This is a genomic window from Devosia sp. 63-57, from assembly GCF_001899045.1.
GTDB lineage: Bacteria > Pseudomonadota > Alphaproteobacteria > Rhizobiales > Devosiaceae > Devosia > Devosia equisanguinis.
This window is the reverse complement of record NZ_MKUY01000003.1, coordinates 117,300-143,953: the sequence shown is the minus strand read 5'-3', so window position 1 is coordinate 143,953 and position 26,654 is coordinate 117,300. Positions and strand designations below refer to the sequence as shown.

General features: G+C 63.0%; 24 protein-coding genes. 13 read left to right on the top strand and 11 right to left on the bottom strand.

All coding sequences use genetic code 11. The annotated features are described in order from the left end of the window. The first annotated feature begins 19 nt into the window (after window positions 1–19). The 6 genes from rseP to BGO80_RS00660 all read left to right on the top strand — a co-directional run bounded on the left by rseP (window position 20) and on the right by BGO80_RS00660 (window position 7,034). Window positions 20–1,156 carry an RIP metalloprotease RseP gene (gene rseP, locus BGO80_RS00685; protein ID WP_286718097.1) on the top strand — a complete coding sequence of 379 codons (1,137 nt, stop codon included), beginning with the start codon at window positions 20–22 and terminating at the stop codon, window positions 1,154–1,156. Between the two features lie 182 nt (window positions 1,157–1,338). Beyond that, a complete protein-coding gene (gene bamA, locus BGO80_RS00680; RefSeq protein WP_286718095.1) occupies window positions 1,339–3,483 on the top strand; it encodes an outer membrane protein assembly factor BamA in 2,145 nt (714 codons plus the stop codon). A gap of 72 nt (window positions 3,484–3,555) precedes the next feature. Next, on the top strand, window positions 3,556–4,581 hold the full coding sequence (lpxD, locus tag BGO80_RS00675; RefSeq protein ID WP_286718092.1) for a UDP-3-O-(3-hydroxymyristoyl)glucosamine N-acyltransferase: 1,026 nt from the start codon (window positions 3,556–3,558) through the stop codon (window positions 4,579–4,581). Beyond that, a complete protein-coding gene (fabZ, locus tag BGO80_RS00670; protein WP_286718089.1) occupies window positions 4,578–5,054 on the top strand; it encodes a 3-hydroxyacyl-ACP dehydratase FabZ in 477 nt (158 codons plus the stop codon). Before lpxD ends, fabZ begins: the two co-directional genes overlap by 4 nt. Next, entirely contained in the window at window positions 5,051–5,863 is an 813-nt protein-coding gene (gene lpxA, locus BGO80_RS00665) for an acyl-ACP--UDP-N-acetylglucosamine O-acyltransferase (RefSeq protein WP_286718087.1), read from the top strand. The genes fabZ and lpxA overlap by 4 nt, the downstream gene beginning before the upstream one ends. Window positions 5,864–5,894: 31 nt before the next feature. Further along, entirely contained in the window at window positions 5,895–7,034 is a 1,140-nt protein-coding gene (locus BGO80_RS00660) for a lipid-A-disaccharide synthase (protein WP_286718085.1), read from the top strand. Between the two features lie 590 nt (window positions 7,035–7,624). Here the strand turns inward: BGO80_RS00660 and gltA are convergent. Beyond that, complete coding sequence (gene gltA / locus BGO80_RS00655; protein ID WP_286718082.1) at window positions 7,625–8,914, bottom strand: citrate synthase; 1,290 nt, start codon at window positions 8,912–8,914, stop codon at window positions 7,625–7,627. 183 nt (window positions 8,915–9,097) lie between these two features. Then, entirely contained in the window at window positions 9,098–10,513 is a 1,416-nt protein-coding gene (gltX, locus tag BGO80_RS00650; protein ID WP_286718080.1) for a glutamate--tRNA ligase, read from the bottom strand. A 247-nt stretch (window positions 10,514–10,760) separates the two neighbouring features. On the opposite strand from gltX, the gene BGO80_RS00645 reads away from it, so the two are divergent. Further along, on the top strand, window positions 10,761–12,749 hold the full coding sequence (locus BGO80_RS00645) for a ComEC/Rec2 family competence protein (protein ID WP_286718078.1): 1,989 nt from the start codon (window positions 10,761–10,763) through the stop codon (window positions 12,747–12,749). On the opposite strand, the gene BGO80_RS00640 is transcribed toward BGO80_RS00645, so the two are convergent. The 4 genes from BGO80_RS00640 to BGO80_RS00625 are packed head-to-tail and all read right to left on the bottom strand — an operon-like array spanning window position 12,718 to window position 17,099. Beyond that, window positions 12,718–14,679, bottom strand: coding sequence for a beta-galactosidase (locus BGO80_RS00640; protein ID WP_286718075.1), 1,962 nt, complete (start codon window positions 14,677–14,679; stop codon window positions 12,718–12,720). The genes BGO80_RS00645 and BGO80_RS00640 overlap by 32 nt on opposite strands. An 8-nt stretch (window positions 14,680–14,687) precedes the next feature. Continuing rightward, window positions 14,688–15,563 (bottom strand): SMP-30/gluconolactonase/LRE family protein, encoded by an 876-nt coding sequence (locus BGO80_RS00635; protein ID WP_286718072.1) that lies wholly within the window; start codon window positions 15,561–15,563, stop codon window positions 14,688–14,690. Beyond that, the gene (locus tag BGO80_RS00630) at window positions 15,560–16,171 is read right to left on the bottom strand and encodes a 2-dehydro-3-deoxy-6-phosphogalactonate aldolase (RefSeq protein WP_286718069.1); all 612 of its coding nucleotides are present in this window, start codon (window positions 16,169–16,171) and stop codon (window positions 15,560–15,562) included. The genes BGO80_RS00635 and BGO80_RS00630 overlap by 4 nt, the downstream gene beginning before the upstream one ends. A gap of 10 nt (window positions 16,172–16,181) precedes the next feature. After that, window positions 16,182–17,099 carry a 2-dehydro-3-deoxygalactonokinase gene (locus BGO80_RS00625; protein ID WP_286718066.1) on the bottom strand — a complete coding sequence of 306 codons (918 nt, stop codon included), beginning with the start codon at window positions 17,097–17,099 and terminating at the stop codon, window positions 16,182–16,184. A gap of 298 nt (window positions 17,100–17,397) precedes the next feature. On the opposite strand from BGO80_RS00625, the gene BGO80_RS00620 reads away from it, so the two are divergent. Then, the gene (locus BGO80_RS00620; RefSeq protein ID WP_126152294.1) at window positions 17,398–19,206 is read left to right on the top strand and encodes an IlvD/Edd family dehydratase; all 1,809 of its coding nucleotides are present in this window, start codon (window positions 17,398–17,400) and stop codon (window positions 19,204–19,206) included. A gap of 200 nt (window positions 19,207–19,406) precedes the next feature. Here BGO80_RS00620 and BGO80_RS00615 read toward each other — a convergent pair whose 3' ends face one another. Continuing rightward, window positions 19,407–19,784 (bottom strand): YybH family protein, encoded by a 378-nt coding sequence (locus BGO80_RS00615; RefSeq protein ID WP_286718063.1) that lies wholly within the window; start codon window positions 19,782–19,784, stop codon window positions 19,407–19,409. A 1-nt stretch (window position 19,785) separates the two neighbouring features. After that, on the bottom strand, window positions 19,786–20,505 hold the full coding sequence (gene lexA / locus BGO80_RS00610; RefSeq protein WP_126152293.1) for a transcriptional repressor LexA: 720 nt from the start codon (window positions 20,503–20,505) through the stop codon (window positions 19,786–19,788). A 141-nt stretch (window positions 20,506–20,646) separates the two neighbouring features. Between lexA and BGO80_RS00605 the strand changes: the two genes are divergently transcribed. The 5 genes from BGO80_RS00605 to BGO80_RS00585 all read left to right on the top strand — a co-directional run bounded on the left by BGO80_RS00605 (window position 20,647) and on the right by BGO80_RS00585 (window position 23,645). Further along, on the top strand, window positions 20,647–20,883 hold the full coding sequence (locus BGO80_RS00605) for a hypothetical protein (protein WP_126152292.1): 237 nt from the start codon (window positions 20,647–20,649) through the stop codon (window positions 20,881–20,883). A gap of 119 nt (window positions 20,884–21,002) precedes the next feature. Next, window positions 21,003–21,179, top strand: a complete 177-nt coding sequence (locus BGO80_RS00600) for a hypothetical protein (protein WP_164550492.1) — start codon at window positions 21,003–21,005, stop codon at window positions 21,177–21,179. A 137-nt stretch (window positions 21,180–21,316) separates the two neighbouring features. Further along, complete coding sequence (locus BGO80_RS00595) at window positions 21,317–21,979, top strand: 5-oxoprolinase subunit B family protein (protein ID WP_286718057.1); 663 nt, start codon at window positions 21,317–21,319, stop codon at window positions 21,977–21,979. Further along, window positions 21,976–22,878: a 5-oxoprolinase subunit C family protein gene (locus BGO80_RS00590; RefSeq protein WP_286718055.1), complete on the top strand. Its 903-nt coding sequence runs from the start codon at window positions 21,976–21,978 to the stop codon at window positions 22,876–22,878. The genes BGO80_RS00595 and BGO80_RS00590 overlap by 4 nt, the downstream gene beginning before the upstream one ends. Beyond that, window positions 22,875–23,645 (top strand): LamB/YcsF family protein, encoded by a 771-nt coding sequence (locus BGO80_RS00585; RefSeq protein ID WP_286718053.1) that lies wholly within the window; start codon window positions 22,875–22,877, stop codon window positions 23,643–23,645. The genes BGO80_RS00590 and BGO80_RS00585 overlap by 4 nt, the downstream gene beginning before the upstream one ends. 318 nt (window positions 23,646–23,963) lie before the next feature. On the opposite strand, the gene BGO80_RS00580 is transcribed toward BGO80_RS00585, so the two are convergent. From BGO80_RS00580 to BGO80_RS00570, 3 genes are read right to left on the bottom strand one after another with little or no spacing between them, the layout of a single operon-like run. Beyond that, entirely contained in the window at window positions 23,964–24,722 is a 759-nt protein-coding gene (locus BGO80_RS00580; protein WP_206437897.1) for an ABC transporter ATP-binding protein, read from the bottom strand. A 14-nt stretch (window positions 24,723–24,736) separates the two neighbouring features. Continuing rightward, window positions 24,737–25,501 (bottom strand): ABC transporter ATP-binding protein, encoded by a 765-nt coding sequence (locus BGO80_RS00575; protein WP_126152287.1) that lies wholly within the window; start codon window positions 25,499–25,501, stop codon window positions 24,737–24,739. 9 nt (window positions 25,502–25,510) lie between these two features. After that, window positions 25,511–26,653 (bottom strand): branched-chain amino acid ABC transporter permease, encoded by a 1,143-nt coding sequence (locus tag BGO80_RS00570; protein WP_286718051.1) that lies wholly within the window; start codon window positions 26,651–26,653, stop codon window positions 25,511–25,513. Window position 26,654 lies beyond the last annotated feature (1 nt).

Below are 26,654 nucleotides of genomic sequence, written 5' to 3'. Positions count from 1 at the left end.
TGCAGAGTTTGGAAGACCCATGTTTGATTTTGCCTTCTGGCTCCTGTCCTACGTCGTTCCGTTCCTAGCTGTCCTGACCGTCATCGTGTTCGTACACGAGATGGGGCACTATCTGGTGGCACGATGGAATGGCGTGGCCATTCAAACCTTTTCGGTTGGTTTTGGGCGGGAGCTTGTCGGCTGGAACGACAAGCACGGCACGCGCTGGCGTATCTCGGCGGTTCCCCTGGGTGGCTATGTTCGCTTCGTCGGCGATATGAATGCGGCCAGTATGCCGGATCCTGAGGCGACGCAGAACCTGCCGCCAGAACTGGCGCCGCGCCTCTTCGTCAACAAGTCGGTGTGGCAGCGCATCGCCATCGTAGCGGCCGGTCCCATCGCCAATGTTCTGCTGACTTTCTTCATCCTCTATGCGCTGCTCCTTGGCTATGGGCGCTACACCATTCCGCCGGTAGTCGGCGAGGTGATCGCCGGTTCGGTGGCCGAAGAGGCAGGGCTGCAGGCGGGCGACACGATCGTATCGGTTGATGGCTACGCAGTCCGCGGCTTCGAGGATTTTCAGCGCTATGTAGCGACCAGCCCCTCGCGCGAAGTGGTGGTTGACCTAGTTCGCAATGGTGCCGAGCAAACACTGACTCTGACGCCCGAAGCCGTGCAGGTCGAAGATCGGTTTGGCAATTTGCAGCGCATCGGCCGTATCGGGGTGACGCGCAATGTCGATGATACCGACATCACGCTCTACCGGCCGGGTCCGGTGGAAGCGATCGGCATGACCTTCGAGGAGATTCGCTTCATCATCCAGCGGACGGCTGCGTTCCTCGGAGACTTCTTTGTGGGGCGCGGGGACGTCGAGCAGCTGGGCGGCCCGGTGAAAGTGGCCAAGGTTTCCGGGGAAGTGGCAACGCTGGGGATTGTTGCCCTGATCAACCTCATGGCGCTGCTCTCTCTAAATATCGGTATATTCAATCTTTTGCCGGTGCCGATGCTCGACGGCGGCCACCTAATGTACTATCTCGTTGAGGCCGTTCGTGGTCGCCCGCTCAGCATGCGGGTACAGGAAATAGGGTATCGCTTCGGCTTTGCCCTGGTCCTGGCGCTGATGGTGTTCACCGTATTTAACGATACGGTGTTCTCGTACTTTGGAATTCTGCGGTAACCCGCCATTAACCTTGGTTCGCAAGGTGTTGCACGAATGCCAGATCGCCAATGAATTACTAACCGCGTCGGGATGAACGCCTTGTCCCTGGTTAAAAAAACAGTAAAACACTTCAATGGAGTTGGCTTGGGGGAGCGGTGTGTTCGCGATTCCCTGGGCAGGTCGCAGAAGGCAATAACAATATGATCAACCCCACCAAGCTGATGCGTGGAGCGGTTTCCGCGATTGCCCTTATGGGGGCTGCACCCCTGATCGCAGGCGGTGTGCCGGTTTTCGGTGTCGTAAGTGCCTACGCTCAGGAGCAATTGGTCGGTTCTGTCTTGTTCGAGGGCAATCGTCGCTTCTCCGACAAGCAATTGCTGGCAATGGTCGATCTGAGTTCGTCCGGAGTGTTCTCGCAGCAGCGACTGGCTGCTGATATCGAAAGCATTCGTCAGGCTTACGACCGCGATGGCTTCATGTCCGTCGGTGTGACGGCGCGGACCGAGGCAACTGCCGATGGTCGCGTGCGAGTGGTTTTCCAGGTCAATGAGGGCGAGCGCGCAGGCATTGCGGCGATCAACTTCACTGGCAATAACGCGATTGGTGCCGGCAGCCTCAAGGGCGCCATGCTCACCAAGGAAACTGGCGTTCTCAGCTGGTTGCTCCGCGACGATACCTATGACGAGCAGAAGCTGGCGGTTGATCGCGAGCGTATCCGTCTCTACTACGCCAATCGCGGCTATCCCGATGCGCAGGTCAACTCGGTTGCCGAGTATGATGCCTCGCGCAATGCCTACTTCATCAATTTCACGGTAAATGAAGGCCAGCCCTACGAATTCGGCAACGTCAATATCGAAACCAGCATCAACGGTCTCAATACCAATGTGCTCAAGGGCACGGTCAAGACCGGGCAGGGTGGTCGTTACTCGGTTGCCGATCTGCAGAAGACGCTGGAAGACATGGCTTACGAAGCCACGGCTCAGGGTTATTCCTTCGCTGACGTCCGCGCTCGTCTGGATCGTGATGTCGCGACCGGCACGTTCAACATCACCTACCTCGTGGATGAAGGCGCTCGCGTCTATGTCGAACGCATCAATATCACCGGCAATACCAAGACGCGTGACTTTGTCATTCGTCGGGAATTCGAATTCGGCGAAGGCGACCCGTTCAACCGCTCCATGGTTATCCGTGGTCGCAGTAAGGTCGAAGCGCTTGGCTTCTTCTCGAAGGTGGAAATTTCCACCGCTCCGGGATCTTCGCCCGACAAGGTCGTGCTCAACGTCAATGTGACCGAGACCTCGACCGGTGAATATGGTGCGACTGCCGGTTATTCGACGGTCGACGGTATTCTGGGTGAAGTGTCGCTCACCGAGCGCAATTTCCTCGGGCGTGGCCAGTACTTGCGTGCCGCCATCGGCGCGACGCAGTCCGGCCGTACCTTCGATTTCTCGTTCACCGAACCTCGCTTCATGGGCATGAAGGTTTCGGCTGGCGTCGACGCCTATCACCGCATCTACGACGAGACCACCACGACCTTCTACGGTTCGCAGGTGACTGGCGGCCAGGTGCGCCTGGGCGTTCCGATCACCAGCACGCTGAATGCTGGGCTCTTCGCTGGTTACGAGCGCAAGATCATCTCCGATACCAAGGACAATCCGCAGTATAGGTCTTCGCTGGTTACCGACAAGCAGGAATTCAACAAGGCATTCATCGGTTACAACCTGGTCTGGAATGGCGTCGATAGCGTCAAGAACCCGACCGAGGGTCTCTATGCGACGTTCTCCCAGCAGTATATCGGTTGGGACCACAACCTGCTGAAGACCGAGGCGCGCGCACGCTACTTCATGCCGCTCCTCGACGACAGCGGCATCGTGGCCAGCGTTCGCGGTCAGGCTGGTGTCGTCAACAGCATGAACAATACCGGTGTGCATGCCGTCGAGGCTTTCACCCCTGGTTCGCAGCTGATCCGCGGCTTCCAGCCGCGCGGCATCGGTCCGCGTCTGACCAGCGGCGAGTATCTCGGTGCGACCATGTATGCCGGCGTGTCAGCCGAAATCGAGTTCCCGATCCCCGGCCTGCCGGAAAGCTACGGCCTGAGCGGCGCCATCTGGGCCGATGCGGCCTGGATCGACGGTTCGAACCTGCCGAACATCAATACCGGTGCCGGTGCCCCGGTTGGCGTGTCGGCCGGTTCCGTCGATCAGCCGTGGCGCACCTCGGTGGGCGCATCTCTCATCTGGGACTCGCCGTTCGGCCCGCTCCGTGGAGACGTTGCGCATGTGCTGAACAAGTCGACCGACGATCGGACGCAGGTGTTCCAGTTCACCATCTCCACCTTGCTCTAGTGCAAGGCGCGTGACAGAGTTTGAAGAGCCGCGGGGCGGTAGCGCCGCGGCTCTCGTTATTTAAGTGGCACCATGGTCGATACCCGTTTTCACCGCTTTGCGGGCCCCGTTGCCCTCGGAGCCCTGCTGGAGCAGATCGGCCTTCCTGGGTTGGTTGATGGCTCCGAGGCCGAGCTGATCATTTCCGGCGTTGCCGAATTGGATCTGGCTGGTCCCAATGATCTCGCCCTGGCCGCTCACACCAGCTATATCGAGGAACTGCGCCGCACGAATGCTGGCGCTGTCTTCGTTTCCGGGGCGCTGCGCGATGTCGTGCCTGCCGGAACGGTCGGTGTCGCTGCCGACAAGGCCCACAATGCCTTCGCCGATGTCCTCGACTTCCTCTATCCGTCCAGTACGCGCTCGATCATTGCGGCTGGTCGTGATGATCTGGGTGCGCCGATTTTCGAGCGCGACGTTACTATCGGCTCCAATGTGGTGATCGGCGCCGGTGTGGAGATTGGGCGCGGTACCATCATCGGCGCCAATACCGTCATCGGTGCGGGCGTAACCATCGGGCGCAATTGCACAATTGCCGCCAATTGCACGATCGACTGTGCTCATATCGGCAATGACGTGGTGCTGCATTCCGGCGTCCGTATTGGCACGGAAGGCTTTGGTTGGCTCGATTTCGGCAGCTCTAACCGCAAGATTCCGCAGCTGGGCCGGGTGATCATCCAGGATCGTGTCGAGGTTGGTGCCAACAGCACTATCGACCGCGGCGCGCTGGGCGATACCGTGATCGGCGACGGTACCAAGATCGATAATCTCGTGCAGATCGGCCACAATTGCCGGATCGGTCGAAACTGCCTTATCGCGGCGATGAGCGGGCTTTCGGGCTCTACCATTGTCGAGGATGGGGTGCTGATGGGCGGCGGCGTGGGGACATCGGGTCATGTCACCATTGGCGCCGGTTCCGTCGTGCATGGGCGAGCGGCGGTGACCAAGAACTGGCCCGCCGGTTCGAAACTTGCCGGGGCACCGGCGCAGGATATAAGAGATTTTTGGCGAGAGATCGCCGTGATGCGCAAATTGTCTAAGGGGGACAAGCGGGGATGAACGATACCGTCACCGAAGCCACTGAACTCGATGCGATGAGCATTGCGGAAATCCTTGAGGCTTTGCCGCATCGGTATCCGTTCCTTATGATCGACAAGATCATTGATATCAACGGCGACGAATCTGCCGTTGGAATCAAGAACATCACCTTCAACGAGCCGATCTTTCAGGGACACTTTCCGGGCAATCCAATCTTCCCCGGCGTGCTGATCATCGAGGGCATGGCGCAGACTGCCGGCGCCATCGTCATCAAGCATGACGGCAATGCGAACGGCAAGAAGATCGTCATGATGCTGGGCGTGGACAATGCCCGCTTCCGCAAGCCTGCAGGGCCTGGTGATCGGCTGGAATTCCATATCTCCAAGATGCACCGCCGGCGCAATGTGGGCCGGTACGAGGCCAAGGCGATTGTCGATGGCAAGGTGGTCGCCGAGGCCGAGATCACCGCCATGATTGTCGGGGCGGATTCGTGACCGAGCCCGTCGTTCACCCGACGGCGATCGTTGCCGAGGGCGCGACGCTGGGCCGTGGGGTCCGCATCGGGCCCTATAGCATGGTCGGAAAGAACGTGGTTCTGGGCGACAATGTCGAGCTGGTGTCGCATGCCGTGATCGACGGCAACACCACGATTGGCGCCGGATCGCGCATCTTTCCGTTTGCGTCTATCGGTCATGAGCCGCAAGATCTAAAGTATCATGGCGAGAATTCGTGCCTCGAAATCGGCGAGCGCTGCACTATTCGTGAGGCGGTGACAATCAATCCTGGAACCGAGGGCGGCGGAATGCTGACCAAGGTTGGGAATGACTGCCTGATCATGGCCAATGCACATGTGGCGCATGATGCAATCATCGGCAATAATGTGGTCATGGCCAATTATGTTGGCATTGCCGGCCATGTTCATGTGGGTGACAACGTCATTTTCGGCGGTACCTGCGTCATTCACCAGTTCACCCGCATCGGCTCGCATGCCTTTATCGGGGCGCAGTCCATGGTCGACGGCGATGTCATTCCCTATGGCATGGCGGTGGGAAATCGTGCGGTGCTGACGGGACTTAACCTGGTTGGGCTCAAGCGTCGAAAGTTCGACCGCGAGGCTATCCATCGCCTGCGGGCCGCCTATCGGCAGATTTTTGCCAGCGAGGGCACGTTGCGCGAGCGCGTCGAGGATGCGGCGGCGCTGTTCAAGGACGATGCGCTGGTGCAGGACGTGGTGCAGTTCATCGCCGATGGCGGTGACCGGCCGATCCTGCTTCCCAAGAACGGGCACGAGTCTGACCGCTAAATGAACGGATTCTGAACGCCGCGGAGGTGGCATGAGGGAGAGTCTTCGTCTCTTCATTCTTGCCGGTGAACCATCCGGCGACCGGATCGCTGCAGATCTGGTCGGACGCCTGCGCCAGAAGGTCGATGTGACGCTGTCCGGTGTCGGCGGTGACGAGTTGATCGGGCAGGGACTGGTGCCGCTGTTCCCGATGTCGGACCTGGCGGTGATGGGCGTCACCGACGTGATCGTCAACCTGCCGAAACTGTTGTGGCGCATCGGCCAGGCGACGCGTGCCATCCTGCGCAGCAAGCCCGACATGGTGGTTCTGGTCGACGCGCAGGATTTTTCGCGTCTATTGGCGGCGCGTTTGCGAGCCAAGGGCTTTTCTGGCCCGATCATCCTCTATGTTGCCCCTTCCGTATGGGCGCGCCATCCGGAACGCGCGGCCAAGCTGCGGCCGTTGTTCGATGCGACGCTGGCGGTCTTGCCCTTCGAGCCTGCGGTGATGCAGCGTCTTGGCGGGCCGCCGACACGCTATGTCGGCCATCCGGCGCTCGGCGAGGCGCTGCTGACCCAGACCGCGCCGAAACAGGGGCCGCTCGTTCTGCTGCCAGGCAGCCGCAAGGGTGAGTTACGTCGACATCTGCCTTTGCTCGCGGCGATTGCGCCTTCTCTATTGGCGGAGGCGGCGGTGACTGAACTGGTGATCCCAACATTGCCAGCGCTGCGAGGGCGGCTCGAGAAGGCGGTGGCCAACTGGCCGGTGCCGGTGCGCATCGAGGATCGGCGGGCCGAACGCAAGGCGCTCTATGGTCAGGCCGTGGCGGCCATTTGCGTCTCCGGCACGGTGACGCTGGAGCTGGCTCTGGCCCGCGTACCAATGCTGGTGATCTACGCGCTCGATGGGCCGCAGGCGCGGGTCTATGAGCAGATCGGGCGGCCGCAGGTGTCGCTGCCCAATATTATTCTCGGCCGCCAGGCGGTTCCGGAACTGGTCTCGCAATCGCTGAGCGCGGAGGCGGTCGGAGGGGCTGCGTTCGCTCTGGTGCGGGATCTCGGAGCAAGGCAGGCGCAGGTGGCGGCGTTTGCCGAGCTTTATACGCTGATGCAGGTGGGCGAGGCGGATTACGGACGGCAGGACCCGGCGGATGAGGTGCTGGCGGTGCTGCGAGGGCATGTCCGGCGCTGAGGCGCGATGCTGTGGTTGTGGCGCGCTGACAGGCCCCCGAGTTGAGCCCGAGAGCGGTGCGGTGAGGGGAAGGCTTGCGAAAGCCTTTGGAGCGGGGGGACCATCCGGGAAACCGTTTGCCATTGGGAGTTTGCTGGGCCTGCGGAACCCCCACCCAGCCTCCCCCTGAAGGAGGGGGAGGGGTGGCATCGCAGTTGGGGTGAGAACCCGCTCCCCCAATCCCAGGCCATTCGAGCGTAGCTCAAATGGCCTTCTAGATCATTTCATAGTGACGTGGATTCTTGGCTCTTTCGCCTCCATCCCCCTTGAGGGAAGGGATTGAGGGAGGGGTCCATCAGTGGATCGCTAAACGACCCCACCCCGGCCTTTTCTCTTCAAATCTCTCCACTGGAGAGATTTACCCTCCGGGACAGATCAAAGCCCTCAAGGGGGATGGGCGATGGAGCCGCATCAACCAGAACGTGAAAAGCTCTAGGGGGAGGGAGGCGAAGGGGCCGGGAGATATGGGGACCCAACACTTACGGATGATCCATAAAGAAAAAGCACCCCTTTGGTGGAAGGGGTGCTTTGGTTTGGCGATGGCCGGGCGATCAGCGCTGGGTGATGGGCTGGTAGTCGCGGGCGGTGGCGCCGTTGTAGAGCTGGCGCGGGCGGCCGATTTTCTTCTGCGGGTCGCCGATCATTTCCTTCCACTGGCTGATCCAGCCGACGGTGCGGGCGACGGCGAAGAGCACGGTGAACATGGAGGTCGGGAAGCCGATCGCGTCCAGGATCACGCCGGAGTAGAAGTCGACATTCGGATAGAGCTTGCGGTCGATGAAGTACTGGTCTTCGAGCGCGATGCGTTCGAGTTCCTGAGCAACCTGCAAGGTCGGGTTGTTCTCGACGCCGAGGATGGAGAGCACTTCCTTGGCGGTGGCCTGCATGACCTTGGCGCGCGGATCGAAGTTCTTGTAGACGCGGTGACCGAAGCCCATCAGGCGGAACGGGTCGTTCTTGTCCTTGGCGCGGGCGATGAATTCGGGGATGCGATCCACCGTGCCGATCTGGCGCAGCATGTTGAGGCAGGCCTCGTTGGCGCCGCCATGGGCAGGGCCCCAGAGGCAGGCCACGCCGGCCGCGATACAGGCGAAGGGATTGGCGTCTGACGACCCGGAAAGGCGCACGGTCGAGGTCGAAGCGTTCTGCTCGTGATCGGCATGGAGCGTGAAGATCAGGTCCATGGCGCGGGCAATCTTGGGATCGACCTTGTATTCCTCGGCCGGGACCGAGAAGCACATGTGCAGGAAATTGGCCGCGTAATCGAGATCGTTGCGCGGATATACGAAGGGCTGGCCAATCGAGTATTTATAGGCCATGGCCGCCAGGGTCGGGATCTTGGCGATCATGCGGATGGAGGCGATCTCGCGCTGCTGCGGATCGTTGATATCGGTGGAGTCGTGGTAGAAGGCGGCCATGGCGCCGACCACGCCGGTCATCACCGCCATCGGGTGCGCATCGCGACGGAAGCCGCGGAAGAAATAGTGCATCTGCTCGTGCACCATGGTGTGGCGCGTGACCAGCTGCTCGAATTCCTTGAACTGGGCCGGGGTCGGCAGTTCGCCGTAAAGAAGCAGGTAGCAGACTTCGAGATAGTTGGATTTGTCGGCCAGCTGCTCGATGGGATAGCCGCGATAGAGCAGTTCGCCCTTGTCGCCATCGATGAAGGTGATGGCGCTGTCGCATGCCGCAGTGGAGGTGAAGCCCGGATCGTAAGTGAACAGGCCGGTTTTGGCGTAGAGGGAGCGGATGTCCATGACATCCGGACCAACGGTACCGCTCAGTATCGGGAATTCATGGGTGTGGTCCCCGATGACGAGTTTTGCGACTTTATCGGTCATTGATATCTCCTCGCTTCACCCGCGCGCCCCGCAGGAAGGATCGATGTTATAGGCTTGGGTCGGCGCCTTTCAGCGGCGCCGAACGTTACCGCAGAGGTATCAGGTCTTGACCGGCAAGGGCAACCGATAGGTAAGTATGACTTATCTATCGGCCGGGTGTCGCCATCGGGCCGACGGGTCGGTTCAGCCCCCGATCTGGTCGCTGAGTCGGGCCATGCTTTCCTCGCGGCCAATCAGCACCATGACCTCGAAAATGCCCGGCGACACGGTGCGTCCGGTGAGTGCGGCGCGCAGCGGCTGGGCCAATTTGCCGAGCTTGAGACCCTTCTCTTCGGCCAGACTACGCATGGCCGCATCGATGGCGGGCACTGACCAATCGGCAAGGCCCCCTAACGTTTCGGCAATACCGGCCAGCACCAGTTTGGCGTCGTCGGTCAGCAGAGCTGCCGCGGCGGCATCGGGCTGAATGGGGCGCAGGGCATAGATGAACTGCGCCAGGTCGATCAGCTCCAGCACCGTTTTGGCACGCGGCTGCAATTCGGGCAGGGCGGCCAGCACGGTGTTGTGATTGGCCGTTAGGCCCGTGACGTCGTTTTCGCGACCCACCTCGCGCGCGGTTTCGACCATCACATTGTAGAGATAGGTTGGGTCGGCCTCGCGGATATAGTGGCCGTTGATGTTCTCGAGCTTGACGAAGTCAAAGCGCGCCGCGCCCTTGTTGAGGGCTTCGAGGCTGAACCATTCCACCATCTGCTCGGTCGAGAAGATTTCGTCGTCGCCATGGCTCCAGCCGAGGCGGGCCAGATAGTTGCGCACGGCCCCGGGCAGATAGCCCATCTGCCGATAGGCCTCGACGCCGAGGGCGCCGTGGCGCTTGGAGAGTTTTGCGCCATCGGGGCCATGGATCAGCGGAATATGGGCCATTTCAGGCACAGGCCAGCCCATGGCGTTGTAGATAACGATCTGGCGGGCGGCATTGGTCAGGTGGTCGTCGCCACGGATGATGTGGGTGACGCCCATGTCGTGATCGTCGACCACCACGGCATGCATATAGGTGGGGGTGCCGTCCGAGCGCAGGATGATGAAGTCGTCGAGGTTCTCGGTCTTGAAGACCACGTCGCCCTGCACATGGTCATGCACGATGATTTCGCCCGACAGCGGCGCCTTGATGCGGACTACCGGCTTTATGCCTTCGGGGGCCTCGGAGGGGTCGCGATCGCGCCAATAGCCATTGTAACGGGGCGGCTTGCCGGCGGCGCGGGCGTCCTCGCGCATCTGCTCAAGTTCCTCGGGGGAGCAATAGCAGTAATAGGCGTGGCCCATCTTCACCAGTTCATGGGCGACATCGGCATGGCGGGCGGCGCGGGCGAACTGGCTGATCGGCTCGCCGTCCCAATCGAGGCCCAGCCATTTCAGCCCATCGATCAGCGCGGTGACGGCGGCTTCGGTGGAGCGCTCGCGATCGGTGTCTTCGATGCGCAGCAGCATCTTGCCGCCCTGGTTCTTGGCATAGGCCCAGCTGAAGAGAGCCGTGCGCGCGCCGCCGATATGCAGGTAGCCGGTGGGAGATGGGGCAAAACGGGTGACGACCTGGGACATGGGAACCGAAGAATTTTGAGGAAATGCGGGCCGTGTGTAGCATAGGCGGGCTTGAGCGCAAGGGTGGGGGTGCCCGGGATTGGCCGAAGCGGGGGCAGGGGCGAACGGAAAGGGCGTGTTGGTGACGGGGCCAAGGGGCGCGGTGCGGCTGTGGCCGCCTCGGCCGGCGCCCGCTTTTGGACCTCGAGTCGCCTGGGGGAGCCTGGTCGAGGCTTTTGCCCAGGCCTTCGAACAGCGGCGGCTGTTCGTGCTTTTGCCATTCAGCCTGATCGTCGGATTGATCGCCTATGCGGCCTGGCCGAGCGAGCCCGGCATGCTGCTCTATGGCGTCGCGGGCCTCGTGGCGCTGGGGGTAATCGGCGGCGCGCTGCTGCTGGGCTCGCTCGACGGGCTGCGCCTGGGGGTGCAGCTGGCGGCGCTGGCGCTGGGATTTTGCCTCCTGCCGCTGCATGCGGCGGTCTATGACAGCACCATGCTGACGCGGGCGGCCTATGGGACCTATGAGGCGCGGGTGGATGAGATCATTTCGGCCGGGGCCGATGGGCAGCGGGTGGTGATTTCGGAGCTGGTACCACTGGAGGGCGCGCGCATGCCGGATATCCGTCGGGCACGGCTGTTCCTGCCCAACGAGCCGGCTTTGGCGCCGGGGGATCGGATCCGGGCGGCGATGCGGCTGGCGCCGGTGCCGGGGCCGGTGCTGCCGGGGGCGCATGACGGGCAGTTTCACGCCTATTTCTCGGGGATCGGCGCTTATGGCTCGGTGACGGGCGGCACGGTGAGCGTGGTCGCGGCGGGCGACGAGGGCGACATGGTCCGGCGGGTGCAGGCGCTGCGCAATTTCATCGGCGCGCGTATCGATGCGGTGCTCGAGGGGGCCAGTGCAGCCATCGGCAAGGCTATGGTGATGGGCGATCAAAGCGATATCACCGACGAGACACGTGACGTGATGGCGGCGTCGGGGCTGGCGCATATCTATTCGATTTCGGGGCTGCATCTGTCGATCGTGGCGGGCGGCATATTTTGGCTGGTGCGGCTGGCGCTGGCCTCTGTGCCCCTGGCCGTGGGCTGGCCGGTGAAGAAGATTTCGGCGGTGGCGGGGATCTTGGCGGCGTTCTTCTATCTGCTGCTGGCCGGCGGCATGGACAATGTGCCGGCCTTTCGCTCGACGCTGATGCTGGGGCTGATCTTTGGGGCAGTGCTGGCGGGGCGACGGGCGCTCACCATGCGCAATGTGGCAATTGCCGCCTTCGTCATCCTGTTGATCGATCCGGCCAGCCTGTTCCGGCCGAGCTTTCAATTGTCGTTTTCGGCAGTAGTGGCGCTGATTGGGGTCTATGAGATGCCGCGTGGCGGCACGCCGGCGGCGAATGGCACGGTTGACCGACTGGTGAAGCTGGTCAGCGCGACGGCGTGGACGAGCTTTATCGCTGGGTTCGCGACACTGCTGTTCTCGGCCTATCACTTCCAGCAGACGGCGCCGCTGGGGGTGGTGGGGAACCTGTTGGCGCTGCCCTTTGTCAGCTTCGTGATCATGCCGTTCGGGGTTCTGTCGGTGCTGGCCATGCCGTTCGGGGCCGATGCGCCGTTCCTCATGGTGATGGGCTGGGGTATCGAGCGGATGGTGGATGTCGCCGAGCTGGTGGCGGGGTGGAGTGCCGGGCTGACCGGTAACCCGCTGCTTGCCGGTTGGACACTGCTGGTGGGTCTTCTGGCGCTGGCGTGGTTTGCGCTGCTCGCGGGGCGATGGCGGTTATTGCTGCCGGCGCTGGCAATGCCGCTGATCCTGGTGTTGGGGTTTGAGCCACGGCCGGATGTGTTGGTAGCGGACACGACGCAGGCGGTGGCGATTAGCAGCGGCGAGGGCATGGCGCTGGCCAACGGGCGGACCGGCAGCTTCGCGGTGGATGTGTGGAGCCGGCATTACCAGACACCGATCGCGGCGCAGCATCCCGGGGCGCGATGCGACAGCCTGGGCTGTGTTGTCAGCACCGACGCGTTTTCGGTGGCCATTGTGCGCAATGCGGCGGCTTTTGCCGAGGATTGCTTCGGGCATGATCTGGTGATCGCCCGCATCAGGCCGCCGGTCGGGTGTGGAGCGGAGGGGGTGATGATCGGGCCGGAGCAATTGGCGGCGGGCGGCGTGCATTGGCTGCACTGGGATGCGGCAGCCGGGCGGTTCGATGTCCGCCCGGCGATTACAAATCTCAACCGGCCGTGGCGAGTCGTGCCACGGTGACGCCGGCGGCGGGCATATCGGCCGCACCTACGACATAGCCGGCCTCGTCGGCGGCCGGGTTGAGCTGGGCGCTGCCGGCGCTGTAATTCACATAGATGCGGAAGCCGCCGCGGGTGCGGCAGCGGACGCCGGCCGGGAGGCTGAGCACCGGCAGGTCGGCATCGGCGATCAGATGGTCGGCCACGCGCTGGATCAGCGCGCGATCACCGCTGGCGGAGAGATAGAAGAGCTTGCCCTGGGCAACCAGCACCGGCAGGTCTTCTTCGTCCTCCATGATCACCTCGGCGCCGGTCTCGAGCTTTTCGCGCCAGAGGCGGGCCGAACCGCCACCCTTGACCGGCACGGAGACATGCGGGGGAATGCTGTCGACGCGCATGACACGCGCATCGAGCAGGTTCTGCGGCAGATCTGGTGCGAGGCGGGCGGGGATCGAAAAGTCTTGCGTCTTGGCGCCGGAGCGAGGGCCGATCAGCACCCTTCCGTCGAACTCGGCAATGGCGGTGCGCAGGGCATCTGTCCAGGCGAAGAGCGCGGGAATGGCGACAATGTCATAGCCGGCAAGGCTGGTCGTGGAGGGCGGCAGGACGTCGATATCGACACCATGCTTGCGGAAGGCCGAATAGATGGCCCGGACATGGGCACCATGCTGAAAACCCTGGGCCTGCGCTTCGATCTCCCAGGCCCATTCGCTCTGGTAATCATAGATCACCGCCACGCGGCCCTTATTGGCGGTGCCGGAAAGGCCGGTGGCGGCCAGCTCTTCGGCCACCTGGGTGGCCTCGTGATAGGCCGGCGCGGGCTCGCTGTCTGGGCGCAACAGGCCGGCATGCATCTGTTCCTGGGCAAAGGGGGCCTGACGCCAGCGGAAATAGGACACCACTTCGGCGCCATGGGCAAAGGCTTCCCAGGCCCACAGGCGGGCCATGCCCGGCAGCGGATCGGGATTGAACTGCGCCCAGTTCACCGGGCCGGGCTGTTGCTCCATGACCCACCAGCGGCCGTGGCCGACGCTGCGATAGAGGTCGTGGTGGAAGGCAGCGTTGTCCGGGTCGCCCTGGCGCAGATATTGGCGCTTGATCTCGTCAGGCTCGTCGCTGACCGCCAGATGGCCGATGGGGTAGGAGTCCCAACTCGCCACATCTAGCGTTTCGCCCAGGTCGAAATGGTCGAATTCGGTGTAGCGGCTCATGAAATTGTGGATCACCGGCAGGTCGGGCCGGCGGGCCTTGAGGATGTCGTACTGCACCTTGTTGAAAGCCGAGACCTGGTCGGAGGCGTAGCGGCGGAAGTCGAGCGCGTGGATCGGGTTGGGCTCGCAGACCAGAAGATTGGGCAGCTCGACCTGGTCGAAGCTATTGTATTCCATGGACCAAAAGACATTGCCCCAGGCGGTGTTGAGCGCCTGGATGGTGCCGTAGCGAGCGGCGAGCCAGAGCCGGAAGCCGTCGCGGGCGGCCAGGGAGTAGGAATAGGTGGTGCCGTGGCAGCCATATTCGTTGTCGGTCTGCCAGCCGCCCAGCGCCGGATGATCGCTGAGGGCATCGGCGAGGATCTGCGTAATGCGGGCCGATTCCTCGCGATAGCCGAGATGGGAGAAATCATAGTGCCGGCGGGAGCCAAAGCCGCGCGGGCGGCCATTGGCGTCCACGGCCAGTATGTCTGGATGCTTGTCGATCATCCAGCGCGGCGGGGTGGCGGTGGGGGTGCCGACAATGACCTTGTGGCCATGGCGACCAAGCGTATCCATGGCGCGCACCAGCCAGGACAGGTCGAGATTGCCGGGGGTGGGCTCCAGCCGCGACCAGGCGAACTCGCCGATGCGCACATATTTGATGCCGACCTCGGCCATGCGCTGGGCGTCACGGTCCCACCAGTCTTCGGGCCAGTGTTCGGGATAGTAGCAGACGCCAAGGGCAGGGCTGTCGATCATGGCAGAGCTCAGAGCTTGATTGGTGTTTCGGGCAGACCGGCGACATCGACGTCGATGGCGAAGACGCCACCGGCGACCTTTTCGGCGGCCAGCTGTTCTGGGGAAAGGGTTTTGGAGGCGGTGGTGATATAGAGCGTCTTGAGGTCAGGTCCGCCAAAGGCGGGGCAGGTGACCTGGGACACCGGCACTTCCACGATGCGGTCGATGGTGCCATCGGGCGCATAGCGGATAACGCAGGAGCCGCCCCAGCGGGCGTTCCACAGATAGCCCTGGCTATCGATCACGGCGCCATCCGGATAGCCACGATGTTCGGACACGTCGGCAAACAGGGTCCAATCGCCCACCGGCATGCCGGTAGCCGGATCGGTCTGGCATTTGAGTATCTTCTGGCTCGGCGTGTCGGTCCAATAGGCGATGGTGCCATCGGGCGAGAAGCAGGTGGCGTTGGGAATGGCGGCGTTGGCAATCAGCCGTGTCAGCTCGCCGGCGCGGTAGTGATAGACGGCGCCATTCTTGGGGCCCTCATCCTTGACCATGGTACCAATCCAGAAGGCGCCGGACGGATGGACGCGGCTGTCATTGGTGCGGTTCGCCGGGACATCGGCTTCGATATCAATGAGATGAGCGGTTTCGTTCGTGTTGAGGTCGAAGCGCTTGAGGCCGGTTTCTGTCGCCAGAGCCAGCGTGTCACTGTCGATGATGGCGGCCGCGGCGACGATCTCATCGAAGCGCCACTGCCCCTGAACCACGCCGGCTGCATTGGCGGCGAACAATTGCTGGTTGTTGATGTCGAACCAGAACAATTGCTGGCGGGCCGGGTGCCAGAACGGGCCCTCGCCGAGGGAGGATTTGCAGTCGATCAATAGGCGGGCGGTATCGGTCATTTGCCGGCTCCCTTATCATAGGCGGCGACGGCCAGGGCGGAGCGTTCGGCCACTTCGGAGGCACTCATGCCGGGTTTGAAAATATAGGTGCCGAGGCCGAAACCGGTGCAGCCCGCGGCGAAATATTCGTGGAAATTGTCGGGATTGGCGCCGCCGACGGCATAGACCGGCATGGCGGGCGGCAGCACCGCCTTCATGGCCTTGATGCCCTTGGGGCCCAAGACTTCTGCGGGGAAGAATTTGAGGCCGGTGGCGCCGGAGCGAATGGCGGTGAACGCATCGCTGGGGGAGAAGACACCCGGATAGGATTTCAGGCCGAGCCGCACGGTTTCGCCGATGACGGCGGCATTGGTGTCGGGCGAGACGATGAAGGTGCCGCCGGCCTCGTTCACCGCATTGACGTCCTCCACCGAGAGCACGGTGCCGGCGCCGATTTCGGCGCGATCGCCCAGGGCGGCCTTGGCGCGGGAAATGCTGGTCAGGGCATCGGGGGAATTGAGCGGCACTTCGATCAGGGTAATGCCGGCTTCGACCAGTTCAGCACAGACCGGCACGGCCTCGTCGGGCGTGATGCCGCGCAGAATGGCAATGATGTGACGATGGGACATGGCTGATCCTTCAGGAACGGAACTGACGCGCAGCCTTGAGGCCGGCGAGGACGACTTCGGTGGCATCGACCGGGCGGCCCTTGGCACCGGCCATTTCGAGTACCTGCACATATAGCGCACAGAGGCTGGCCGAACCGATGAGCGGCACCGGCTCGTTGCCGATCTGGTGGCGGTTGGCGGCGATCTCGGTGCCGATCAACAGGCCCGAGAGATAACCGGCGCACCAATCGGGCTGGCGGCCGGAGAGCAGGGCGGCGGCGCGGACGCGGAACAACTGGCCCAGGAGATCCTGAGGGCGCTCCAGCCCATCGGCGGCACCGGCGGCAAAACCCTCGGCCCGGGCGGGGCCATCGAGTTCGCCAGTCAGGGAATGGCGCAGCACGGTGTGGGTTTTCAGCACTTCGAACATCTCGCCCGTCATGGCGGTGGTGAAGTGCTCGATATGCGTGCCGCGCAGCAGCGCCCATTTGGAATGGGTGCCGGGCATGCAGACAAGGCCGGAATAGTCGGGCAGCAGCGTGGCAAGGCCCAGCAGTTGAGTCTCCTCGCCGCGCATGACGTTTTCGCCCCCCTGCTTCTGACAGATGCCGGGGAGGATGAGTGGCTGAAGCCCTTGGTCGTCCATGTCGGGACGAACAGCTGCGGCGGCGAGGCCGCGCAGATCGGCCGGCGCTTCGAGATAGGGCGCTTCGCGCCAGCCCTGACGCGCCCCTGCCATGCCGCAGATCAGCACATCGACGGGATTGGCGGGCAGCGGAAAGGCGGCGATGGTTTCGCGCAGCGCTTCGGGAAATTGCTGTGGCGTCAGGCGCCCCATGCCCTTGTCGCTGGTCGCGGAGGCAAGGATGGCGCCATGGGCGTCAATGCCCCAGCAGCGCATATTGGAGGTGCCCCAATCCACGGCAATCCAGGCAACCGTTAATGTCACTCAATCCTCTCCCATTTCGCGGGTCGTCTCATTGGCGGCGCGACCCTAAAGCCGATCCCGGTGCGTTGCCAGAGCGATTCCCGCCTCCGTGTCCCCCTGCTGATAAAGCAGGCGCCGGATGCGGTCTTCGCGCCGGGTAAGATTGCCCAAGCCATGCGGCAGAATCGGCCAAAGCCAGCGCCGTGCATGAATTGTATGATTTTTTGCGAGAAAGCCATTCCCTCGGCCCCGCGGCGTGATAGAACGGCTTCCAGCAAGACCCCAAAGTCCGCTCTGCGGATGAGCAAGGAAAGTGACTATGACGGCAGACAACGGCGGCGGTGGCCCCCGCAAATTGCGTTCGCGCGCCTGGTTCGACAATCCGGATAATCCGGACATGACCGCGCTTTATCTCGAGCGCTACATGAATTTCGGCGTTTCGCGCGAGGAACTGCAGTCGGACAAGCCGATCATCGGCATCGCCCAGACCGGTTCGGACCTCAGCCCCTGCAATCGCCACCACATCGTGCTGGCCGAACGCCTACGCGAAGGGATTCGCGAAGCCGGCGGCATCGCTATCGAATTCCCGGTGCATCCGATTCAGGAAACTGGCAAGCGCCCGACCGCCGGGCTCGACCGCAACCTGGCTTATCTGGGTCTTGTTGAGGTGCTCTACGGCTATCCGCTGGATGGCGTGGTGCTGACCATTGGTTGCGACAAGACCACTCCGGCCATGCTGATGGGTGCGGCGACGGTGAACATTCCGGCGATCGCTCTGTCGGTTGGGCCGATGCTCAACGGCTGGCACAAGGGCGAGCGCACCGGGTCGGGCACCATTGTGTGGAAGGCGCGGCAGCTCCTCGCGGCCGGCGAGATCGACTATCCCAAGTTCATCGAACTGGTGGCGTCCTCGGCGCCCTCGACCGGTTATTGCAACACGATGGGCACGGCCACGACGATGAATTCGCTGGCCGAAGCGCTGGGCATGCAGCTGCCGGGTTCGGCCGCCATTCCCGCCCCCTATCGCGATCGCCAGGAAATGGCTTATCGCACCGGCAAGCGCGCCGTGGAGATGGTGCATGAGGATTTGAAACCCTCCGACATCCTGACCAAGGAAAACTTCCTCAACGCCATCGTGGTCAATTCGGCCATTGGCGGCTCGACCAATGCGCCGATCCATATCAATGCCATTGCCAAGCATATCGGGGTCGATCTCAATATCGACGAATGGCAGCAGCATGGCCACAAGGTGCCGCTGCTGGTGAATCTGCAGCCGGCGGGCGAATATCTGGGCGAGGACTATTACCATGCCGGCGGCGTACCGGCGGTGGTCAACGAGCTGATGACTCAGGGGCTGATCCACGAGAACGCACCGACCGTCAACGGCAAGTCCATTGGCGAGAATTGCCGCAATACCGTGATCGAGGACGACAAGGTCATCCGGCATTTCGACAATCCGCTCAAGGCCGAGGCCGGGTTCCTGGTACTGCGCGGCAATCTGTTCGACAATGCCATCATGAAGACCAGCGTGATCTCGCCGGAATTCCGTGAACGCTATCTCTCGGACCCGGCCCATCCGGGCATGTTCGAGGGCAAGGCCGTAGTGTTCGATGGGCCGGAGGATTACCACCATCGGATCGACGATCCGTCGCTCGAGATCGACGAGCATACGCTGCTGTTCATGCGCGGCGCAGGCCCGATCGGCTATCCGGGCGCGGCGGAAGTGGTGAACATGCGGCCGCCCGATTACCTGATCAAGAAGGGGATTTCGTCGCTGGCCTGTATCGGCGACGGACGCCAGTCGGGCACGTCGGGCTCGCCCTCCATCCTCAATGCCTCGCCGGAAGCGGCGGCGGGCGGCAATCTTGCCATTCTCCGCACCGGTGACCGGGTGCGCATCGACCTCAACAAGGGCGAGGCCGATATCCTGATCTCTGCCGAGGAGATCGCGACCCGTCGCGCGGCGCTGGAGTCGGATGGCGGCTACAAGTTCCCCAAGCACCAGACGCCGTGGCAGGAAATCCAGCGCGGCCTGGTCGGCCAGCTTGGCGACGGCGCCATCCTGCGCGGCGCCGACAAGTATCAGCGCATCGCCCAGAACGAAGGCCTGCCGCGCGACAATCACTGATCGCTGCAATATGAATTGAGAAAGGCCCGCCAGCTTGGCGGGCCTTTTTATTGGGCACTTCACGTTCGGGTTGATGCGGCTTTATTGCGGGCTCTCATTTGAGAGGAGAGCATGTGCGTTTGAGCGTGCTGCGCACCCCCACCCGGCCTCCCCCTGAAGGAGGGGGAGGAGCTGCATCGCGTTTGGGTTAGATTTTGTAATTAGGCGGGCTCACGGCTGAGATGTTCGTGCACGATATGCCAGCCGTTAGCCTTGCGCCGGAGGACAGTAGTGCCGCGTCCGCCGCCTTCGGTGGGGACGCCATCGATCTCTGCCCGCCAGCGGAACTTGTAGATGCAGGCGGCCGCATCATCGCCAGAAGCCAGCCAGGTCAGATCTTCGAGCCAATAGGTTTCATTGCGCAATCGGTCCCAAGTCGACACGAAGGCGGCGCGAATAGCGGCGATGCCATGATGGGAGCCGGAGCTGAACCAGAACACAGCGTCGGGATCGATCAGCTCCAGCATCAGGTCGAAGTCGTGGGCATTTATGCGCTCGGCATAAGCATCCATGACCGCTTGGGCGGTCGCGAAAGCCAAGTCAGTACTTTCTCAGCAGGCCCACCAGGCGCCCCTGGACCTTGACGCGGTCGGGCGGGAAGATGCGGGTTTCGTAGGCGGGGTTGGCGGCTTCCAGAGCCACCGTATTGCCCTTGCGGCGCAGGCGCTTGAGGGTGGCTTCCTCGTCATCGACCAGGGCGACGATGATCTCGCCGGTGGAAGCGACGTCCTGCTTCTTGATGAGCACGGTATCGCCATCGAAAATGCCGGCATCGATCATGGAATCGCCACGCACTTCGAGTGCATAATGTTCGCCGGGCCCGAGCATTTCGGGGGGCACGGCAATGGTGTGGGAATGGGACTGGATCGCCTCGATCGGGGTGCCCGCAGCAATGCGGCCCATCACCGGGATGGAGACGGGGCGGGCATAATCGTCGGCCATGCCGGCGCTGACACGGGCCGGAGGGGTGGCAACCTTGCCCAGATTGCCCTCGATGACGGACGGCTCGAAGCGCGCCTTGCGGCCGCCAAGCGAAGGGTTCATCGAATCGGGGAGTTTTACGACTTCCAGCGCGCGTGCCCGGTTGGGCAGGCGGCGGATGAAACCGCGCTCCTCAAGCGCGGTGATCAGGCGATGGATACCGGATTTGGAGGCGAGGTCGAGCGCATCCTTCATCTCGTCGAATGAAGGCGGAATGCCGCTTTCCTTCATCCTTTCATGGATGAACATCAGCAATTCGTGTTGTTTGCGCGTCAGCATTGGCCCCACACCCAGAATCGGAACATAGACGGAACGACTATAGGTGTTCCATTTATGTTCTGCAATAGTGCCGACATTACTTGCACGTCGCTGCGGCCGGGGTTATGCGAACGGCCGATCTGACAGGTTTGGAGTGGCCAAGTGAGCCGGAAGGAATTCGACGCGTCGCGCATGCGGCGGATCAAGCGGGCTGCGGCGCGCTACGGGCTGACAGTGCTGACCTCGGAAAAGATGAAGGTGCTTGGCCACCCGGGCGGCCACGCCATTCGCCATGACGAGAGTTTCAAAATAGTCTTCGGAGATAGTCCCAAGCCGTTTTCGGCAACGCTCGACGAGGTGGAAGCCTATGTCGATGCCCTGGAAGCTGGCGAAGAGTAAGCGGACCTGACCTGTTCGGCAAGCCGAACTCTGCGCTGGATCGGTGCAATCCGTTATTTAAACGGTAACAGGAATCGCCGCACAGTGTGGGTGTAGGCTCACTGTGGAGGCGCGTTATTGTGTTTACCCTGATCAACGCTGACGCCGACGAAGACGACGCCGAAATCACCGATCCCCAGGAAATCGCGGAGCTTTTTGCTGCCATTGCGGCCGTGGCCATCGAGGCCATCGGACCGGGGCAGGCCCGCGAGCTCTTTGAGGCCGTGGTTGAGCAGGAGGGCCGCGATCCCAATTAGCGCAAGTCTTTCCTCCTCTATGCTGGCGCCATAGCAGCGCTCGCGCTGGTCCGATAAGGCCAGCCTGCCCAAGACTTGACGGGACGCGCGACCTCATCGCAGGAGTGCGTTCCGCATATGAACAACGGGCCTTGGGCATGGAGAGGGTAACCACTGGCAGCGGGCAGGCGCCGCGCATCGTGCCGCTCGGCGATAGTGCCGTTTTGGTGCGGTTCGGGTCCGATCTGGACGAGGCCGCAAATCGCAATGCGCTGGCTTTGGCGGCAGAACTTCTGCGGCTACCTATCACGGGCGTGCTGGAGATTGTGCCGAGCCTCGTCTCGGTGCTGGTGCGCTACGATCCACAAGCGATCGATGGCTGGCGGTTGGCTGGCGAGATCGGCTTGCGGCTCACCCATCGGCCTTGTGATCTCGACACCAAGACGCATCGGATCGGCGTGCTGTTCGATGGGCCGGACCTTGCCGAGGTCGCCGAGGCCTTGGGCTTGTCGGTTGCCGATTTCATCAACAGACATAATGAACAGGCGCTGCGGGTGCTGACCACCGGGTTTGCGCCGGGTTTCGTCTATTGCGGCTTTCATGCGCCCGAGCTGGTCGTGCCAAGGCGCACGGCCGTGCGGCCCAAGGTGGCGGTGGGGTCGGTGCTGTTTGCTGCGGGGCAGACGGCGATCGCCGCTACGGAAATTCCGACCGGCTGGCATGTGATCGGGCATACCGGTTTCAGAAATTTCGAACCCGAGCGCGATCCGCCGACGCGGCTGCGGGCCGGGGACATGGTGGTGTTCGAGGCCGCGCCATGAGGAGCGTGCTTCGGATATTGCGGGCCGGGCCGCTGACCACAATTCAGGACAATGGCCGCTTCGGCATGTTGGCGCATGGGGTGAGCGCTTCGGGACCAATGGATCGGGAAGCATTTTGGCGCGCGGGCCTGCGGGCCGGGGCCAGCGGAGATGGCGGGCTGGAATTCACCCGAGCCGGACTGGATATCGAGGTGGCCGAGGGCCAGGCAGTGCTGGGCTGGGATGGCGGTGCGTTTGGCGTGGCCGTGAATGGCGTGGCGCAGGACTGGCCGGGCGGCGCCTGGCTCGGAGCGGGCGACCGCGTGTCGATTACGCCGGGGGCGGCGGGGAATTACGGCTATCTGCGGTTCGGCGCGATGCTGGATTTGCCAATGGTGCTGGGCAGCCAGTCGACCAGCACGCGAGCACGGCTGGGCGGGCTTGAGGGCAGGGCGCTGGTGGCGGGGGACGTGCTCGGCCTGATTGGCGAGGGCAGGGCGCCGGTTCTGCCCGCGACGCCCATGGATGAGGATGGCCCGATCCGCTTCATCTGGGGCATTCACGCCGAGCGGTTTTCGTCGGCGGTGCGGAACAGGTTCGTGGGGGCGGGCTTTGTGGTCAGTCCGACGCTCGACCGTATGGGTGTGCGCCTGCTGGACAAGGGTGAGGTGTTCGGCGGCGAAAGCATCCTGTCGCTGATTTCGGATCCGATCCTGCCGGGTGATATCCAGATCCTCGGCGACGGCACGCCTGTGGTGCTGATGGTCGACCATCAGCCGACCGGGGGTTATCCGCGCATCGGCACGATAATCAGCGTCGATCTCGGGCGGTTTGCGCAATTGCGGCCGGGCAGCCCCGTTGCCTTTGTCCCGGTCAGCGTCGATCATGCGCAGCGTCTGTTGCGGGGATGTCGGGGATGACCAGGATCGATCTCAATGCCGATATCGGCGAGGGCATGGGCACCGATGAGGACCTGCTGGAAATCGTGTCCAGCGCCTCCATCGCCTGTGGCGGGCATGCCGGCGATGCGCCGACGATCCGGCGGCTTTTGAAACTGTGCCGGGCGCGCGGGGTGCGGGCCGGCGCGCATCCGGGTTATGCCGATCCCAAGCGGTTCGGGCGCTTCCGGCTGGTGATGCCGCTCGAGCAATTGCTGGGGCAGATTCGCGACCAGATGTTCCTCATTCGCCATATCGCGGACGAGGTCGAGGTGCCGTTGGGCTATGTGAAGCTGCATGGCGCGCTGGCCAACCAGACGGCGGAGGAACTGGCATTTGCGGTAGGGGTGTTCGCCACCATCCAGGGCATGGATTCGCGTATTGCGGTGCTGGCACTGGACAATAGCGAGCAGGTGCGAGCGGCCAAGGCGGTGGGCATGCCGCTCATTCGCGAGGCCTATGCGGATCGCGCCTATACGGCCGAGGGGCTGTTGGTGCCGCGCAGTCAGGAGGGCGCGGTGATCCATGATAGCGGACAGGTGATCGAGCGCTGCCTGCGGCTGGCGCGGGAGGGGGAAATCGCGGCGATCGATGGCACCGTACTGAAATCGGAAGCGCGCTCGATTTGCCTGCATGGCGACACGCCGGGCGCGGTGGAGCTGGCGCGCGATGTGCGCGATGCGCTGGAGGCGGAGGGTGTCGAGATCGGGGCGCTGGCGCCGGAGGTGGAGGAACCGCCGGTGCTGTAGGGGCGCGCGCTCTGTTAAGTCACGTTGTGGTTGATGTGGCTGCAGCGCCTTCTCCTCCTGGAGCCATCGCACTTGCACACCCCCACCCAGCCTCCCCCTGAAGGAGGGGGAGGAGCTGCATCGCGTTGGGGGGAGGGTTTGCGCAAAGCATGGCGCTTGGGTCGAGCCCGAGGTCGGTTTTGTGGGTGGGCAGCGGGCTTCAGTGACAAAAATACCCTGGATCCTTCGAGGGGGAGAGGGTGAGATCGGCATTATGCCTTTGAACTCGAAGGACCCAGGGTAGCTGATGCGGCCTTGCGGGCCGGATTGTGTTTGGTGTCAGATCGCCAGGTATTCGTGCCGCAGTTCGGCGTTGTCGAGCACTTCCTGGGCGGTGCCGGCGAAGGCGACTTCGCCGGTGTCGAGGATGACGGCGCGGTCGGCCAGCTTGAGGGCTGCGACGGCGTTCTGTTCGACGATGATGGTGGTGATCCCCAGCGGCTTGATCGAGTGCAGGATGCGCTCGATTTCGTGCACGATGACGGGGGCCAGCCCCTCATAGGGCTCGTCGAGCAGGAGGAGTTTCAGGTCGCGGGCCAGGGCCCGGGCGATGGCCAGCATCTGCTGCTCACCGCCCGAAAGCGTCACGCCTTCCTGGGTGCGGCGCTCGGCAAGGCGCGGAAAGCTCTCGTAGATCTGCTCGAGGCTGAAGCCATGGCCGGGCGCGACGCGGGCGAGGTTGAGATTTTCCTCGACGGTGAGCCCCTGGATGATGCGGCGATCTTCGGGCACCAGCTGAATGCCTGCGCGGGCAGCCTGGTAGCTCTTCATCTGGTGGACGGGTTCGCCGTCGAGCCAGATTTCTCCGCCGCGCATTTCCGGGTTGTCGGCACGGGCAATGGTTCGCAGGGTCGAGCTCTTGCCGGCGCCGTTGCGGCCGAGCAAAGCGAGAATTTCGCCCTTGCGGATATCGAGCGAGACGCCCTGCACGATATAGCTTTCGCCGTAATAGGCGTGTACGTCGCGCACCGAGAAGAAGGGGCGGCTGGTTTCGATATTGGCGGCGTGGCTGCCGGGGATGGCGGTTTCAGCTGACATGGCGAGCGAACTCATCAGTGGGCTCCTCCGAGATAGGCTTCCTGCACCTTGGGATTGCCGCGCACCTGGTCGGGCGTGCCATCGGCGATGATACGGCCCTGGGCGAGCACGGAAATCTTGTCGGCGAGCGAGAACACCACATGCATGTCGTGCTCGATGATGACTTTGGTCATGCCGCGCGCCTTGATCTTCTTCAAAAGCTCGATGGTGGTGTTGGTGTCGTGGCGGCTCATGCCGGCAGTCGGCTCGTCGAGCAGCAAGAGGCGCGGATGCTGGATCAGGCACATGGCCAGTTCCATGCGGCGCTTGTCGCCACGGCTGAGCGAGCCGGCATGGCTGTCCTTGCGGTTGATGAGGCCCACATCCTCGAGCATGTGCTCGGCCTCGGCGCGGATGCCGGTCTCGCTGTCGAGCGTGCGCAGCATGTTGAGCTTGAACATGCCGTCGCGCTTGGCCAGTGCCGGGATCATCACATTGTGCAGCACCGAGAGATCGGCGAAGATTTCCGGGGTCTGGAAGACGCGGGCAATGCCGAGCTGGTTGATCTGGAAGGGCTTGCGGCCAGTGAGGATGGTGCCGTCGAACACCACCTGGCCCGATGTCGGGGCGAGCTTGCCGATGATGACGTTGAGCAGGGTGGATTTGCCGGCCCCATTGGGGCCGATGATGGCGTGGGTCTTGCCTTCCTCGATCTGCAGATCGATGTCGGCCAGGGCGTGCAGGCCCCCGAAGCGTTTGTGGACGTCCGCGACGTGCAGGACAATGTTTCCATTGGACATGTGCTGATCCTACTCTGCGGCTTGGGTCTGGGTGGACGAGCGCGGGGTGGCGCCGCGATTGCGGAAGGCGGCGGCGATGCGGCGCACACCTTCCATGATGCCGCCGGGCAGGAAGATCACGATGATGACGAAGAGCAGGCCCAGCGTCAGGTGCCAGCCATCACCCACGAACTTGCCGACGACCTTGACGAAGAAGGTGTCCACGCCATCGGGCAGGAAGTCGAAGAAACGGGCGAGGATGTTGTCGTTGAGCGCCGAGAGGATGTTCTCGAAGTATTTGATGATCCAGGCGCCGATGACCGGACCGACGAGCGTGCCGACGCCGCCCAGGATGGTCATCAGCACCACTTCGCCCGAAGCTGTCCACTGCATGCGCTCGGCACCGGCCAGCGGGTCGGTGACGGCGAGGAGGGCACCGGCGAGGCCGGCATACATGCCCGAGATGACGAAGGCCGACAGCGCATAGGGACGGGTATTGAACCCGGTGAACTGCATGCGGGTCTGGTTGGACTTGATCGCCTTGAGCATCATGCCGAAGGGCGAGCCGGCAATGCGCTGGGCAATGAAGAAGGCGACGATCAGGAAGCCGGCGCAGAAATAGAAGCCGGCATAGCCGCCGATGGGGGTGCCGAACAGGGTCGGGATCGGCTGGCCCACAAAGCCATGGCCGACGGCAGCATCGAGCACGCGCGGATCGTTGAGGGTGAGCTGCAGGCCGGTTTCGCCATTGGTGATCGGGGTGAGCACCGAATAGGCGAGGTTGTAACTCATCTGGGCGAAGGCCAGCGTCAGGATGGAAAAATAGATGCCGGAGCGGCGCAGGCACAGGAAGCCGATGACCAGGGCGAAGAGGCCCGAGACGATGACGGCGAACACCATTGCCGGGATGGCATCAAGGGTGAGCAGTTTGAGAGACCACACGGCAGTGTAGGAACCGACACCGAAGAAGGCGGCGTGGCCGAAGCTGAGATAGCCGGTGAGACCGAAGAGGATGTTAAAGCCCACGGCGAAGATGCCGTAGATCATGAAGCGCTGCAGCAGGTCCGGATAGCCGGCGCCAAGGGGCGCCAGCCAGATCGGCATGGTCAGGACGACGAGGGTGAAGCCTGCGAGCAGCAGGAGGTCGTTGCGGGACATGAGATTGGTGTTCATG